Here is a 14,210-nt window from a genome sequence, read left to right on the forward strand (position 1 = left end):
AGTCACTCACACTCAAGAAACCAGAGCCTTGATTCATTCCCCACCCCTGTTCGCTCACAGCGATCAACCGGGGCGAACCCCGCAGAAGCGAAGATTGCGGTGAAACCCCCAACCCCCTCCCCGCATTCCCCGCGCCCCACCCGGCAGTCCCTAAGGTCACAAACAGCATGAAATGGGCATATTTCTCACGAGAGGGGCGGCCATGGGCGTGGACGGATCGGCCGGGCCCGCGGATCCGCCGGAGTCGCTGGAACTCGGCGACGCGGTGCTCCGGCGAACGCGGGAAGGGGACGCGGCGGTCCTGCTGGACGCCGTGAACGCGTCCTTCGCCGAACTGCACCCGTGGATGCCCTGGGCCGCACGCCCGCTGACCCTCGACGACGAGTTCGAGATGATCGCCGCGGCCCAGGACAACTGGCGCAACGGCGACGCCTACCTCTACGGCGCTTTCGCCCCCGATGGCACCGCCCTCGGCGGCTTCGGAATGCACCGCAGAGTCGGCCCCGGCGCCATCGAGATCGGCTACTGGCTCCGCACCGGCCACACCGGCCGCGGCCTGGCCACCCGCGCCGTCCGCGCCCTCACCACCGCCGCCCTGGCCCTCCCCGACATCTCCCGCGTCGAAATCCACTGCGACGAGGCCAACACCGCAAGCGCCGCCGTCCCCCACCGCCTCGGCTACCACCTCGCCGAAACCCGCCCCACCACCCCCGAAGCCCCCGCCGAAACCGGCCGCACCCTGATCTGGACCACCGCCGCCCTTCCCCATGGCCCGCCCCGCGGGAACACGGCCCGGCGCTAGGCTGACGGAACCGAGATCCGGACAAGGAAGAGGCCGAGCATGCGTCTACCTGTGTGGGCCACCGACCCGGCCAGCATGCTCATCACCGAGGAGCAGTACGAAGCGCTGCCTGCGGACATCGCACGCACGATCGAGGTCGTCGACGGACGGGTGATCTTCTGTCAGTCGCCCACCCCGGAGCATCGGACCGTGTCGTTCAACCTCACCGCTGCGCTGAAGGGCGCTCGGCCGAAGGGGCCCTGCGTGGCGGTGCTCCAGGACACCGACATGTGGTACGTCTACGCGAACGTGCGCAAGAGCGCCGAGGGGAAGCACTTCACGTTGCGGCGACCGGATGTCAGCGTGCTGTGGTGCTTGAAGCCCAGGGCGCGGATGACGTCGGCGGATGTGTTCGTGGCGATCGAGATCAGCAGCACGAACACCGAGACGGATTTCGCGGACAAGAAGGCCGAGTACGCCCGTCAGGGGATCGAGGTCTATCTGATCGTCGTCATGGCCGAGAGCCGGATCCACTCGGTCGAGGAGTACCGGCTCGACTGGTCGAAGCGGAACTACCAGCTGGCCGCAGTGCACCGGGAGGCGCTGCGAACCTCCCTGCCCGAGGGGATGCTGATCGACGTCTCGTTCACCGAGCTCGAGCTGAACTAGGCGGGATGCCCGCCGCCCTTGCGTACCGTTTCGGCCGATGCCTCCCCAGCGTGTGGCGAGGCGGGGTTCAGAAGGCGGTGGGTTCCGTGGGGACCAGCCAGGGGATGCCGGTGGTGGCGGTGTGGGCGGTGAGGAGGGTGGTGACGGTGGGGGCGAGCAGGGCTCGGGCGTCGGGGGGAAGGTCGAGGAGGAAGGTGTCGAGGCGGGCGATGATCTCCTGATGGGCGGCGTCGGCGGCCTCCTGGCCGGGCGGGGTGAGGGCGGCGTGCCAGATGCGGCGGTCGCGGGGGTCGCGGACGCGCTCCAGGAGGCCGCGGCGCTCGACCCGGTCTACCAGGCCGGACAGGCCTGATCGCTCCAGGTGCAGGGCGGCGGCCAGGGTGCCCATCGGGACGGGGCCGCGGGCGAGCCGGCAGAGCAGCTGGGTCTGCTGCGGGGTCAGGCCGTGCGCGCGGCTCACATCGGCGAACACGTGCTGCACCATGTGCGACAGCCGGACCAGCGCCTCGGCCGGGCCGATCGGCTCGGTCGTCCCGGTCATCACAACCTCCTTTTCCTACCGTAGTTGACGGATATATCCGGCGCGACCTAACGTGCTTCGCACAGCGAATCTTTCGCAGTGCGAACCTTCCGCTTGGCGAAACTTCCGTACTGCGAATTTTATCGCGCGCGCCGACCCCATCCTGCGTGTCGAACCAGAAAGACCCTCCCCGTGCCAGCATCTGCCCGCGCTCTCGCCGCGCTCGCGCCCCTCCTGCTCCTCCCGGCCTGCGCCGCCGACTCCTCCCCCGCCGCCGAAGCGGTGCTCCAGATCGCGCTGCCCGCCGACCCCGGCTGCCTGGACCCCCAGCAGACCGGCCAGCTCGCGGCCCTCGACGTGTCGCGTTCCCTGGTCGACACCCTCACCGACCAGGACCCCGAGACCGGCGAGATCGTCCCCTGGCTCGCGCAGGAGTTCACCGCATCCGCCGACGGCAGGTCCTTCACCTTCGTGCTGCGCGAGGGCGTCACCTTCAGCGACGGCACCCCGCTCGACGCCGCAGCCGTCAAGGCGACCTTCGACAGACTGATCAAGTTCCCGGCCAACGGCGCCCCCGCCTACCTGCGCGGCTACCAGGGCACGAAGGTCGCCGACTCACGCAACTTCACGGTCGCCTTCGACGCCCCCAACGCGCAGTTCCTCCAGGCGACGTCCGGGGCGGGATTCGGCATCCTGTCGCCGAAGACCGCGGCGGCGGACCCCGCCGAGCGCTGCCGCGGCTCCTTCGTCGGCTCGGGACCGTTCGTCCTCGACCACTACACGGCCAACCAGGAGGTCGTCCTCAAGCGCCGTGAAGGCTACGCCTGGCCGTCTTCACTGGCCGCGAACGACGGCGCGGCCAAGGTCGCCGGGGCTCGGTTCGTGTTCGTCCCCGAGGCCGGGGCCAGGACCGGCGCGCTCTCCTCCGGCCAGGTGGCCGTCGCGCAGAACATCCAGGAGGCCGACCGGGCCCGGTTCCAGAGCGGCGGATTCCAGCTGCTCACCAAGGCGGTCCCCGGCCTGGTGCCACCGCTGTCCCTGAACCACGCGGGCGTGCTGGGCGACCGGCGGCTCCGCGAGGCGCTGCTGCTCGGGGTCGACCGGCAGGCGCTGGTCGACACGGTCCTCGGCGCGCAGTTCCGGCCCGCGACGAGCGTGCTGTCATCCACCACCCCGTTCTACGCCGACCGCGCCGACCGGCTGCGCCACGATCCCGACCGCGCCAAGGCCCTGCTCGACGAGGCGGGCTGGAAGCCCGGGGCCGACGGGATCCGCGCCAAGGACGGCGCGCCGCTGAAGCTCGTCTGGCTGATCCCCGCGCCGACCCCGCCGGTCAACGAACTCGTCCAGCAGCAGCTGCGCGCCCTCGGCATCGACGTCGAACTGCGCGCGGTGCCCCCGGCCAAGTACGTCGAGCAGCAGCAGAAGGGGGAGTTCGACCTGACCGCCGTCGCCGTCACCCGCGCCGACCCCGACGTCCTGCGCAACATCTTCTCCACCAAGGGCGCCAACCTGTGGCACCTGCCCTCGAGCGAACTCGACACCTTCCTCGACCAGCAGGCGTCGGCCACCGACGGCAAGGCCCGCCAGGAGGCCGTCGACAAGGCCGTCACCTGGATCCTCGACCACGCCGACACCGTCCCGCTGTACGAGAACTCCCTGGTCCACGCCGTGTCGGACAAGGTGAAGGGCCTCCGCCTTGACGCCTCCGCCCGGCTGGGGCTGCACGATGTCGAGCTCTCCTGATCGCCGGGCCGTCCCGCGCTACGTCGCGGGGCGGCTCGCCCAGGCCGCCGTGGTCGTGTGGGCGGCCTTCACCGTCGTGTTCGCGATCCAGCGGCTGGTGCCGGGCGATCCGGTGGAGCTGATGCTGAGCGGGCGCAACGGGTTCGAGGCCGTGCCGCCCGAGGACGTCGCCCGGGTCCGGGCCGAGCTGGGCTTCGACCGGCCGGTCGCGGTCCAGTACCTGGACGCCGCGGTCTCGGCGGTGCGCGGCGACTTCGGCGCCTCGATCCAGACCGGGCGCCCGGTCGCGGCGATGCTCGCCGAGGCGCTGCCCGCCACCCTCACGCTCGGCCTGACCGCGCTCGCGCTGAGCGTGGCGGCCGGGACGCTGCTCGCGGTCGCCGCGAACCTGCCGCACGGCGGCGCGCTGCGGGCCCTGCCCGGACTCGCCGTCTCGCTGCCGTCCTTCCTCGTCGGGCTCGTGCTGATCCAGCTGTTCGCGCTGCGCTGGCCGCTGCTGCCGTCGCTCGGCGGGTCGGGGCTGCCCGGCCTGGTGCTGCCGGCCTGCACCCTGGCGATACCCGGCGCGGCCCTGGTCGCGCAGGTCCTCGGCCGGAGCCTGGCCGAAACGCTCCGCGAACCCTACTGCGAGACGCTGCGCGCGACCGGCGCCAGTACGGTCCGCGTGGTGCTGCGGCACGGGCTGCGCAACGCCGCGATCCCCGCCGTGACGGTCGCGGGCGTGCTCACCGGCGGGCTGATCGGCGGGGCCGTCGTGGTCGAGACGGTCTTCTCCCGGCAGGGGGTCGGCCGGATCGTCCAGTTCGCCGTCTCGACCCAGGACCTTCCGGTGGTCCAGGGCGTCGTGGTGGTCGCGGCGGTCGGGTTCGCGGGCGTGAACCTGGCGGTCGATCTGCTGTATCCGGTGCTCGACCCCCGGGTACGGACCGTGCGGAGGCCCTCCGGGGCGCTCAGGGCGGTGAAGGCATGAGGCGGCCAGGCACCCTTCTCGCGGTGGCGGTCCTGCTGCTCGTCGCGGGCTGGACCGTCCGGCCCGGCTGGTTCACCGGGCAGAGCGCCGTCGAGGGCACCGGGGCCGAGCGGTTCCGCCCGCCGGGCCCCCGGCACTTGTTCGGCACCGACCAGCTCGGCCGCGACGTGTTCGCGCGCGTCGTCCACGGGACCGCGCCGTCCGTGCAGGCCGCCGTCCTGGCGATCGCGCTGGGGCTGTCCGTCGGGGTGGCGCTCGGGCTGCTCGCCGGGTTCTTCGGCGGCCTGCCCGAGACGCTCGTCATGCGCGCCGTGGAGATCCCGCTGTCGATCCCGCCGGTGCTGCTGTCGCTCACCGTCATCAGCGTCCTCGGGTTCGGGACGGCGGAGATCGGCCTGGCCGTGGGCGTCACCGGGATCGCGACGTTCGCGCGGGTCACCCGCGCCCGCGTCCTCCAGGTCCGGACGTCCCCGCACGTCGAGGCCGCGAGGCTTTCCGGGGGCGGGCCGACGCGGATCCTGCTCCGGCACGTGCTCCCGTTCACCGCCGGGCCCGTCCTCGCGCTCGCCGCGCTGGACTTCGGCCTGGTCGTCCTCGCCGTCTCCTCGCTCGGATTCCTCGGGTACGGCGCGCCGCCGCCCGCCCCCGAGTGGGGCGCGCTGGTCGCGGGCGGGCGCGACCACCTCGCGACCGCCTGGTGGCTGACCGTCCTGCCCGGACTGACGGTCGCGGCCGTGGTGGTGGCCGCGGGCCGTGTCTCCCGGGCGCTGCAGGACGGGGGGCGGGCGGCATGAGCGCGCTCCTCACCGTCCGCGGGCTGCGGGTCTCCTACCCGGGCGCCGAAGCCGTCGCGGGCATCGATCTGACGGTCGAGGCCGGGCGGATCACCGCGCTGGTCGGCGAATCCGGCTCCGGGAAGAGCACCCTCGCGCACACCGTCCTGGGGCTGCTGCCGCCGAGCGCGCGGATGAGCGCGGACGCCCTGGAGTTCGAGGGCCGCGACCTCACCCGGCTCACCGAACGCGGCTGGCGGCGGATCCGGGGCCGGTACATCGCACTGATCCCGCAGGATCCCGCCGTCGCGCTCGACCCCGTGCAGCGGGTGGGCCGGCAGGTCGCGCAGGTGCTGCGGCTGCACGGCCTGGCGCGCGGCCGGGCGGCTCGCGAGCAGGCCGTCGAGCTGCTGGACCGGGCAGGGCTGCCGGACGCCGCCCGCAGGGCCCGGCAGTACCCGCACGAGCTGTCCGGCGGGATGCGCCAGCGCGTCCTCATCGCGGTCGCCACGGCGGCCCGGCCCCGGCTGCTCGTCGCCGACGAGCCCACCTCGGCGCTCGACGTCACCGTCCAGCGCCGCATCCTCGACCAGCTCGAAGAGCTCGTGGACTCGACCGGCATCGCCGTCCTCCTGGTGACGCACGACCTGGCCGTGGTCGCCGACCGCGCCCACCGCACCGCCGTCATGGCGGCCGGGCGCCTCGTCGAGTCCGGCCCGACCGCACGGGTGCTGGCCGCCCCCTCCCACCCCCACACCCGCGCCCTCCTCGCCGACGCCCCCGCCCTGCGCCCGTCGGCGGCGCTCCGGCCGGCAGAGCCTGAACGCACGGAGGCGGTAGTGCGGCTCGCGGTCACAGAACGGGAGCAGCCGGGCACGGGGATCTCCCGTGACGGCGATGGATCGGCGGAGCCGCTGGTGGTCGTCAGCGGGCTGCGCAAGGAGTTCGGCGGGAGGACCGCGATCGATGGGGTCGGCTTCACGGTCGAGCGCGGGAGCGCGCTGGGGCTGGTCGGCGAGTCCGGGTCGGGCAAGACGACGACGGGGCGGATCGTCGTCGGGCTGGCGCGGCCCACGGCCGGGACGGTGCGGGTCGGCGGTATCGAGGTGGGCGGGCTCGACCGGGCCGGGCTGCGCGAGCTGCACCGGCGGGTCCAGCTCGTCTACCAGAACCCGTACGCGTCGCTGAACCCGAGGATGACGGTGGCGGAGATCGTCGCCGAGCCGCTGGCCGGCTTCGCGACGGTGCCACGGCCCGGCCGCCCCGCCGAGGTGCGGCGGCTGCTCGACGCGGTCGCGCTGCCCGCCGCGCTGGCCGGGCGCAGGCCCGGCGAGCTGTCGGGCGGCCAGCGGCAGCGGGTCGCGATCGCGCGGGCGCTCGCGCCCGGCCCCGCGCTGCTGGTCTGCGACGAGCCGGTGTCCGCGCTCGACGCGACGGTCCAGGCCCGGGTCCTCGACCTGCTCGCCGAGCTGCGCCGCGACCTCGGCCTCACCTATCTGTTCATCTCGCACGACCTCGCCGTGGTCCGGCAGGTCTGCGACCGGGTCGCGGTGATGCGGGAGGGCCGGATCGTCGAATCCGGGCTCGCCGACCGCGTGTTCACCGCACCGAAGCACCCCTACACGCGGGAACTGCTCGCCGCCGTCCCCGGCGGCCGGGCCCGCGACGATCTCATGAAGGACGTGACATGGAGCTAGGGCTCATCACCTTCGGCAGCCTGCTGCCCGACCCGCACACCGGTGCCACCGCGAGCCAGCACGCGCGGATCGAGGACGTGATCCGCGGCGGGCGCGACGCCGAGGAGTTCGGCTTCTCCTGGTACGCCGTCGGCGAGCACCACTTCGGGGACCGGGACGTCATCTCCTCCCCCGCCCTGGTGCTGGCCGCCCTCGCCCGGGAGACCTCCACGATCCGGCTGGCGACCGGCACCACGCTGGTCGCCAACCGCGACCCGGTGCTCGTCGCCGAGGACTACGCCACGCTCGACCTCCTGTCGGGCGGGCGGCTGGAGATCGTCGCGGGCGGCTCGTTCTTCCCCGAGCCCTACCGGGTGTTCGGCCAGGAGCCGGAGAGCAAGGCCGCCCGCAAGCGCGAGAACGTCGAACTGCTGCTGCGGCTGTGGACCGAGGAGCGCGTCACCTGGTCGGGGAGCTTCCGGCCGCCGCTGGAGGACGTCCGGCTCCAGCCGCGGCTCTTCCAGGACCGCCCGCCGCTGTGGATGAGCGGCGGCACCGGCCTCGAGTCGGTGGAGCTCGCCGCCGAGCACGGCCTGCCGCTGATCCTCGGCACGACCGCGCGGCCCGCCGCCGACTTCGTCCCGGTCTTCGACGCCTACCGGGATCGGGCCCGCGAACGCGGCGGAGCTCCTGGACGGCTCGGCGCGGCGAGCCACGTGTTCGTCGCCGAGACCTCCCAGCGAGCCCGCGCGGTGTGGCGGGAGTACGTCGAGGCCTACGTGAACGTGCCGGGCTCGCCGGTGCGCGACTTCGACTTCGACGCCTACGTCGGCCCGGACGGCCCCGCCCTGTGCGGCTCCCCCGACGAGGTCGTCGACCGGCTCGGCCGGCTCCGCGAGCAGTGGGGCCACGACCTCCACCTTCTCGCGGTCGACATCGGCGGCCTCCCCTACGACCTCGTGCGCGACACCGCCGAACTGCTCGGCGACCAGGTGCTGCCGCAGGTGCGGGGGCTGGCGCGTGCTTGACGCCGACGTCCGCGAACTCGCCCAGGCCAGGACCCTCGCGATCCTCACGACCCTGATGCCCGACGGCGGGCCGCAGAGCAGCGCGGTCTGGCCGCACGCCGACGCCGAGCACCTGCTGGTCACCACCGGCACCGCGCGGCGCAAGTACCGCAACGTCGCGGCGGACCCGCGGGTGGCGCTGCTCCTGCTCGACGGCGTCGACCCGCGCCGCTACATCGAGGTCCGCGGCCGGGTCGTCGACCTGGTGACCGGTGAGGCCGCGCTCGCCGTGGCCCGCACCGCCTTCACCAAGTGGACGGGCTCCGACGTCGTCCGGCCGACCGACGGCGAACGCGTGCTGCTGCGCATCCTCCCCGACCGCGTGTACCGGAAGGACTGACCTTGCCCGAGCTGCCCCCTGTCGTCGCGGCCGACGACCCGATCGTCTCCGCCGGACGCCTCGCCGACGTGCGCTGGTACCTGGACGGGAGCGACGGCCATGCCGCCTACCTCGCCGGGCACATCCCCGGCGCGGTCTGGGTCGACCTCGACACCGTCCTCGCAGGCCCGCCCACCGAGGCGGGCGGCAGGCACCCGCTGCCCTCCCCCGAGGCGTTCGCCGAGTCCCTCGGCGCGCTCGGGTTCGACGACCGGACGCCCGTCATCGCCTACGACGACGCGGGCGGCGGCTACGCGGCCCGTCTCGTCTGGCTGCTGCGGCGCATCGGGGCGCCCGCCGCGCTCCTCGACGGCGGCCTCGCCGCTTGGCCGGGCGCCCTCGCCACCGGCGAGGAGACCCTCGCGCCCGCCGTCCGGACCGCCGTGCCCTGGCCCCGGTCGGCGCTGCGCGACGCCGACGAGGTGGCCGAGGCCGTCCGGACCGGGAGCGCCGTCGTCCTGGACGCGCGCGCCGCCGACCGCTACTCGGGCGCGGCGGTCCTGCCCTCGGACGCGCGGTCCGGGCACATCCCGGGCGCGCGGAACGCGCCGTGGGCCGCCAACCTCGACGAGGACGGGCGCTTCCACGCCCCGGACGTCCTGCGGTCCCGCTTCGACGCGGCCGGGATCGCGGCGGACACCGACGTCATCGTCTACTGCGGCAGCGGCGTCACCGCCTGCCACGACCTGCTGGCGCTGGAACGCGCCGGCCTCACCTCCACCGCGCTCTACCCCGGTTCGTGGTCGGCCTGGTCGGCCGACCTGAGCCGTGCCGTCACCACGTCCACCGATTCCACGCAGGGGGAACCATGAGCTCCATCCTCGGGCAGCGGCTCGTCTTCGGCGCGGGCGGCGCCGTCGCCGGCCTGACCGCCGCCGCGACCCTCGACCTCGCCCGCAGCGCCGACGAACTCGGCTTCGACCTGTTCACGCTGAGCGACCACCTGCACAGCACCAGGCCCACGGTCGAGCCGCTGACCGCGCTCGCCGCCATCGCGGCGCGCACCGAGCGGATCGAGATCGGCACGAACGTCCTCGGCCTGCCCTACCGGAACCCCGCCGTGCTCGCCAAGACCGCCGAGACCCTCGACGCGATCTCCGGGGGACGCTTCGTCCTCGGCCTCGGCGGCGGCGGTTTCGACGAGGAGTTCACCGCCTTCGGCCTCACCGAGCGCACCCCCGGCGGCAAGATCGACGCCCAGCGCGAGGCCGTCGGGATCATGCGCGACCTGTGGGCGGGCGGCCCCGGCGACCTGGACGGCGCCCACTTCACCGTGCGCGGCGCCCGCATCGACCCGCTGCCCGCCCACCCGATCCCGATCTGGCTGGGCTCGTACGGCCCCCGCGCCTTGGCCCTCACCGGCGAACTCGCCGACGGCTGGCTGCCCTCGATGGGCCGGATCGGCCTCACCGAAGCCGTGGCCCGCCGTGCCCGCGTCCACGCCGCCGCCGAGAAGGCGGGCCGCGACCCCTCCGCCCTCACCTGCGCGACCAATCTCCTGGTCCGCGTCGACCCGTCCCGCACCCCCACCCCGGAACTCGTCGCGGGGACGCCCCGCGCCGTCGCCGGCCAGCTGATCGAGATCGCCAGGGCGGGCTTCACCGCCCAGCTCCTCAGCCTCCCCACGGTCGCCGACCAGGAACTCGTCGCCAAGGAGGTCCTGCCCCGCGTCCGCGATCATCTGGCCTGAGCCGTCCCCGCCCTCCGCCCGGCGGCGGAGGGCGGGGAAAGCACGCAGCCCTTCTCCTCGACGAGGGGCGCGAGGAGAAGGGCTGCGGGAGGAGCGGAGGCGTCAGGCCTTGGCGACGCCCTGGGTGGCGAGGGTCTCGCGGGCTTCGGCGACGATCTTGCGCTCGATGAAGAAGGCGAGGAAGGGGATGAGGCCGGCGGAGACCATGACGGCCATCTTCTTGAGGGGCCACCCGGCCTTGCTGTAGAGGTCGAACGAGATGGCCAGGTAGACCATGTACAGGAAGCCGTGGATCGGGGAGATGATCCCGGACGGGCCTGGGTTGTCCCAGATGTAGCGCAGCGGCACGGCCACGAAGCACAGCAGGAGCAGCATGATGCCGACGAGGGTCGCGAGCACGCGATACCGGGTGATGGCCGCTTCCACAGGGTTTCCCTTCTAGCGCCGGTTCTGCGCGGCGAGCCGGGCGAGGCGACGGTTGTAGGCCGCCAGCTCGGGGTTCTCCGCTTCGGCTTCCTTGATCAGTTGAGCTTCGGTGAGGACACGGACGGGGACGGCGGGGGCTGCATTGGGGTCCACCGGGGGGGCCTTGGCCGCCTTGAGCTCGTCGCGGATCATCTTGATCCACATGACGATGACGAATCCCGCGAACACGGGCCACTCGAAGGTGTAGCCCCAGCTTCGCGCGTTGCCCGCCTGCGCCCGCTCGAACTGCCACCAACCGAACGCCAGGAACGCGAAGAACAGCACGATCGCGATGAGGTGGATGCCCAGCCAGCCGGGTGTGAAGAACCGTTTCACGTCCCTGACACTACCGCCGCTCCGGCGCGATCAGTCCCCGCCCCCGCCGTGGACGTCCAGGAGGCCGCGCACCGCCGTCTTCCAGGGGTAACGCTCGGCTTGCGCGCGGGCGGCGGCCCGCCTTTGGGCTGCGGGGACGGCGAGCAGCCGGGCGACCGCGGCGGCGAAGGCCGCGCCGTGGGCGGGCACCGCCTCCCCCGCGCCGGGGGCCATCAGCTCCGGGGTCGCGCCGGAGTCTGCGCACACCACGGGGGTGCCGCAGGCGAGGGCCTCCAGCACGGCGAGGCCGAAGGACTCCACCGGGCAGGTGGCGAGCGCCACATCGGCGGTCGCCAGGAGCCGTGCCACCTCCGCGCGCACGCCGAGGTGCCCGTGGAACTCCACGGGCAGCCCCTTCGACGCGCGGCGCATCGCCGGGCCGAGGGCGCCGTCGCCGATCACGTCGAGCCGCGCGTCATGGCCCTGGGCGAGCAGTTCCCGCAGGGCCGCCAGCGCCAGCCCCGGGTGCTTCTCCTTGGACAGCCGCCCGAGGAGCACGAGGCGGACCCCTTCATGCGGGGGTGTGGGCCGGGGCCGGAAGGTGTCCAGGTCGACGCCGAGCGGGACCAGCGCGACGGACGGGGCGCCGATCCTGCGGAACTCGGCGGCGGAGAACTCCGAGGTGGCCACGACGGTGTCGAAGGCTCCGGCGAGCCTTCTGTTCCAGAGGTCGGCCCCCTTGTCGAGGGCCACCCAGGACGGGACGCGGGGGGCGAGGATCGCGTCGAGCCTCTCGTGCGAGAACAGCACGGAGCGGATCCCCCTCCGACGCGCCCACCGGCCCGCGACGGTGAGGGTCGCCTTGTCGGAGACCTCCACGGAATCGGGCCCGATCTCCGCGAGGGCGCGCAGGACGGGGCGCGGGTCCAGGACGAGCCGGTAGCCGGGCGCCACGGACGGCCCGGGCACGGTGATCACGGTGCCGGACTCGGTCTCCCGGCGGCTCCTCCCGGGCCCCGGCAGCACGAGGAACCTTTCGTGCCCCGCCTTGGCGTATCCCCTGCCGAGTTCGTCCACGGCGGTGCGCAGCCCTCCGGAGACGGGACTGTAGAGGTTGGCGAGCTGGACGATCCTCATGCGATGAGCGCGCGGTAGGTGACGGGCCGCGCTCCGGCCCTCAGGGCGGTGTCTATCGCCGTCAGGGCCGCCTCGCGCAGGCCGGGGCGGTCGAGGTCGGCGGGGTGCAGGGCGATCCGCAGCGACCTGCCGGAGGACGCGAGGGCGCGGGCCGCGCGGACCATGAGCGCCGCGCCCGCCCGTTCCCCCGTGCCGCCGGGGCGGTGGGACAGCGCGGGGACGCGCAGGACGCGGCGGCGGTGCAGGTCGTGCACCCCGGTCTGGCTGGTCCAGTAGCCGAATCCGAGCCGGGCGAGGGCGTCGCGGGTGCCGGGCGAGGCGAGCCAGCCGGGCGGGGTGAACCCGTCGACGCGCAGGCCCGCCGTCTCCATGATCGCCAGCCCCGCGGTGAGGCGGCGGCGCGCCTCCCCGGCGTCGAGCGCGCAGAACTCGCCCGCACCGCGCGCCAGCACGGTGTTGGCCCACTGACGCAAAGGGGCGCCGCCTGGTACCCGGGTGTGGGTGAGGCCGTGCAGGGAGATCTCGTGCCTCCCGTCCAGCGCGCGCAGGCGGCCGGCGAATTCCGGGTCGGTAGCCAGGCCGCGTCCTCCCGCGAACGGTCCGGGGATGACGAGCAGGCTCGCCGGGACACCGCGCGCTTCGAGGTCGGTGAGCCAGGTCTCGGTGGCGGCCGCGGTCGCGGGCGCCACGTCGTGGACGGAGACGACCAGCCGCGCCTCACGCGACGGCACGGTCGGCCCCCGTCCCGTAGATGACCTCGCTGTAGTGACCGAGGAGCCTGTCGCAGACGGCCTCCCAGGTGTTGGCGCGGACCGAGTTGCGGGCCGCGCGGCCCATCCGCTCCCGGGTGGGGGCGTCTGCGGCGAGGGAGGCGACCGCCGCGCGCAGGGCCATCCCGTCGGACGGCTTGAACAGCAGCCCGTTGACGCCGGGGCGGACCAGGTCGAGCGGTCCGCCCGCGGCCGGTGCGACGGCGGGGAGCCCGGACGCCAGGGCTTCCTGGAGCGCCTGACAGAAGGTCTCGTTCGCCCCGGTGTGCACGAAGATGTCCAGGCAGGCCAGCAGCCGGGCGAGGTCGGGGCCGCTCTGGAACCCTGTGAAGACCGCCTCCGGCAGCAGCTTCCGCAGGCTCTCCTCCGCGGGGCCGTCCCCGATGACGACGACGCGCACGCCGGGCAGTCCGTCCAGCGCGGAGAGGAGTTCCACCTGCTTCTCCGGCGCGAGGCGGCCCATGTAGCCGACGAGGATCTCGCCGTTCGGGGCGAGGGCCGCGCGGGTGTCCGCGCAGCGGTGGTCGGGGTGGAAGCCGTCCTGGTCCACTCCCCTGCCCCAGAGCGCGAGCCGGGGGAAGTCGCGTTCTTCCAGCTCCTGGAGGGTCGGCCGGGAGGGCGCAAGGGTCCGGTCCGCCTTCGCGTGGACGTGGCGGAGCCACGACCACAGCACCGCGTCGGTGCCGCGGAAGCCGTAACCGCGGAAGAACCCGGCGATGTCGGTCTGGAACACCGCGACCGACGGGATGCCGAGCCGCTTCGCGGCGGTCGCCCCCGCCGCGCCGAGGACGACCGGGGAGGCGAGGTGCACGACGTCCGGCTGGAACGCGCGCAGGGCGTGCTCGACGCGACGGCCGGGGATGCCGACGACGAACGACTTGTAGACGGGGAGGGAGAGCCCGGGCACCAGTTCGACGGGGGTTCCGGCGTAGCTGTCCGGGCCGGGTGCCGGGGCGACGAGGAGTGCCTCGTGCCCGCGCGCGTCCAGGTGTTCGAGGACCCGGCAGACCGAATTGGTCACACCGTTCACCCTCGGCAGGAATGATTCCGCCACGATTGCCACCTTCACGGGTGTGAGGGTGACGAACCGGGACGACCGATGGACCGCAGGCGGGAACCGGAAGAGAAAACAGCAGACGAACACTCGCGCACCGTGACCCTTCGTCACTATGCTGACGCGCACTCGACCAGGCAGATCACCCCATTCCGGGTGGTCCGCGGTCCTGGTCACTGCATCCCGACCACCTCCCCG

16 protein-coding genes are annotated in these 14,210 nt (G+C 73.7%); 10 read left to right on the top strand and 6 right to left on the bottom strand.

Annotation, left to right across the window (positions count from 1 at the left end; all coding sequences use genetic code 11):
- Window positions 1-202 precede the first annotated feature (202 nt).
- Both EDD29_RS32900 and EDD29_RS32905 read left to right on the top strand, forming a co-directional pair.
- On the top strand, window positions 203-802 hold the full coding sequence (locus EDD29_RS32900; RefSeq protein WP_123668164.1) for a GNAT family N-acetyltransferase: 600 nt from the start codon (window positions 203-205) through the stop codon (window positions 800-802).
- 39 nt (window positions 803-841) lie between these two features.
- Window positions 842-1,450, top strand: coding sequence for a Uma2 family endonuclease (locus EDD29_RS32905; protein ID WP_123668165.1), 609 nt, complete (start codon window positions 842-844; stop codon window positions 1,448-1,450).
- A gap of 67 nt (window positions 1,451-1,517) precedes the next feature.
- On the opposite strand, the gene EDD29_RS32910 is transcribed toward EDD29_RS32905, so the two are convergent.
- Window positions 1,518-1,991 carry a MarR family winged helix-turn-helix transcriptional regulator gene (locus tag EDD29_RS32910; protein ID WP_123668166.1) on the bottom strand — a complete coding sequence of 158 codons (474 nt, stop codon included), beginning with the start codon at window positions 1,989-1,991 and terminating at the stop codon, window positions 1,518-1,520.
- A gap of 171 nt (window positions 1,992-2,162) precedes the next feature.
- Between EDD29_RS32910 and EDD29_RS32915 the strand changes: the two genes are divergently transcribed.
- From EDD29_RS32915 to EDD29_RS32950, 8 genes are read left to right on the top strand one after another with little or no spacing between them, the layout of a single operon-like run.
- Complete coding sequence (locus EDD29_RS32915; protein WP_123668167.1) at window positions 2,163-3,716, top strand: ABC transporter substrate-binding protein; 1,554 nt, start codon at window positions 2,163-2,165, stop codon at window positions 3,714-3,716.
- Window positions 3,700-4,686: an ABC transporter permease gene (locus tag EDD29_RS32920; protein WP_123670821.1), complete on the top strand. Its 987-nt coding sequence runs from the start codon at window positions 3,700-3,702 to the stop codon at window positions 4,684-4,686. The genes EDD29_RS32915 and EDD29_RS32920 overlap by 17 nt, the downstream gene beginning before the upstream one ends.
- Window positions 4,683-5,480, top strand: a complete 798-nt coding sequence (locus EDD29_RS32925; protein WP_123668168.1) for an ABC transporter permease — start codon at window positions 4,683-4,685, stop codon at window positions 5,478-5,480. Before EDD29_RS32920 ends, EDD29_RS32925 begins: the two co-directional genes overlap by 4 nt.
- Window positions 5,477-7,156, top strand: coding sequence for a dipeptide ABC transporter ATP-binding protein (locus tag EDD29_RS32930; RefSeq protein ID WP_123668169.1), 1,680 nt, complete (start codon window positions 5,477-5,479; stop codon window positions 7,154-7,156). The genes EDD29_RS32925 and EDD29_RS32930 overlap by 4 nt, the downstream gene beginning before the upstream one ends.
- On the top strand, window positions 7,147-8,163 hold the full coding sequence (locus EDD29_RS32935; RefSeq protein ID WP_123668170.1) for an LLM class flavin-dependent oxidoreductase: 1,017 nt from the start codon (window positions 7,147-7,149) through the stop codon (window positions 8,161-8,163). Before EDD29_RS32930 ends, EDD29_RS32935 begins: the two co-directional genes overlap by 10 nt.
- Window positions 8,156-8,542 (top strand): TIGR03618 family F420-dependent PPOX class oxidoreductase, encoded by a 387-nt coding sequence (locus EDD29_RS32940; RefSeq protein WP_123668171.1) that lies wholly within the window; start codon window positions 8,156-8,158, stop codon window positions 8,540-8,542. The genes EDD29_RS32935 and EDD29_RS32940 overlap by 8 nt, the downstream gene beginning before the upstream one ends.
- A gap of 2 nt (window positions 8,543-8,544) precedes the next feature.
- Window positions 8,545-9,393 (top strand): sulfurtransferase, encoded by an 849-nt coding sequence (locus tag EDD29_RS32945; protein ID WP_246053124.1) that lies wholly within the window; start codon window positions 8,545-8,547, stop codon window positions 9,391-9,393.
- Complete coding sequence (locus EDD29_RS32950) at window positions 9,390-10,271, top strand: LLM class flavin-dependent oxidoreductase (RefSeq protein WP_123668172.1); 882 nt, start codon at window positions 9,390-9,392, stop codon at window positions 10,269-10,271. The genes EDD29_RS32945 and EDD29_RS32950 overlap by 4 nt, the downstream gene beginning before the upstream one ends.
- 102 nt (window positions 10,272-10,373) lie before the next feature.
- Here the strand turns inward: EDD29_RS32950 and EDD29_RS32955 are convergent, their stop codons facing one another.
- The 5 genes from EDD29_RS32955 to EDD29_RS32975 are packed head-to-tail and all read right to left on the bottom strand — an operon-like array spanning window position 10,374 to window position 13,979.
- Complete coding sequence (locus EDD29_RS32955) at window positions 10,374-10,697, bottom strand: DUF3817 domain-containing protein (protein ID WP_123668173.1); 324 nt, start codon at window positions 10,695-10,697, stop codon at window positions 10,374-10,376.
- A gap of 12 nt (window positions 10,698-10,709) precedes the next feature.
- Window positions 10,710-11,072, bottom strand: a complete 363-nt coding sequence (locus tag EDD29_RS32960) for a hypothetical protein (protein ID WP_123668174.1) — start codon at window positions 11,070-11,072, stop codon at window positions 10,710-10,712.
- Between the two features lie 30 nt (window positions 11,073-11,102).
- Entirely contained in the window at window positions 11,103-12,188 is a 1,086-nt protein-coding gene (locus EDD29_RS32965) for a glycosyltransferase (RefSeq protein ID WP_123668175.1), read from the bottom strand.
- A complete protein-coding gene (locus EDD29_RS32970) occupies window positions 12,185-12,919 on the bottom strand; it encodes a DUF2334 domain-containing protein (protein WP_123668176.1) in 735 nt (244 codons plus the stop codon). The genes EDD29_RS32965 and EDD29_RS32970 overlap by 4 nt, the downstream gene beginning before the upstream one ends.
- Window positions 12,906-13,979, bottom strand: a complete 1,074-nt coding sequence (locus EDD29_RS32975; RefSeq protein WP_246053125.1) for a glycosyltransferase family 4 protein — start codon at window positions 13,977-13,979, stop codon at window positions 12,906-12,908. Before EDD29_RS32975 ends, EDD29_RS32970 begins: the two co-directional genes overlap by 14 nt.
- Between the last annotated feature and the right edge of the window lie 231 nt (window positions 13,980-14,210).

This window comes from Actinocorallia herbida (assembly GCF_003751225.1).
GTDB lineage: Bacteria > Actinomycetota > Actinomycetes > Streptosporangiales > Streptosporangiaceae > Actinocorallia > Actinocorallia herbida.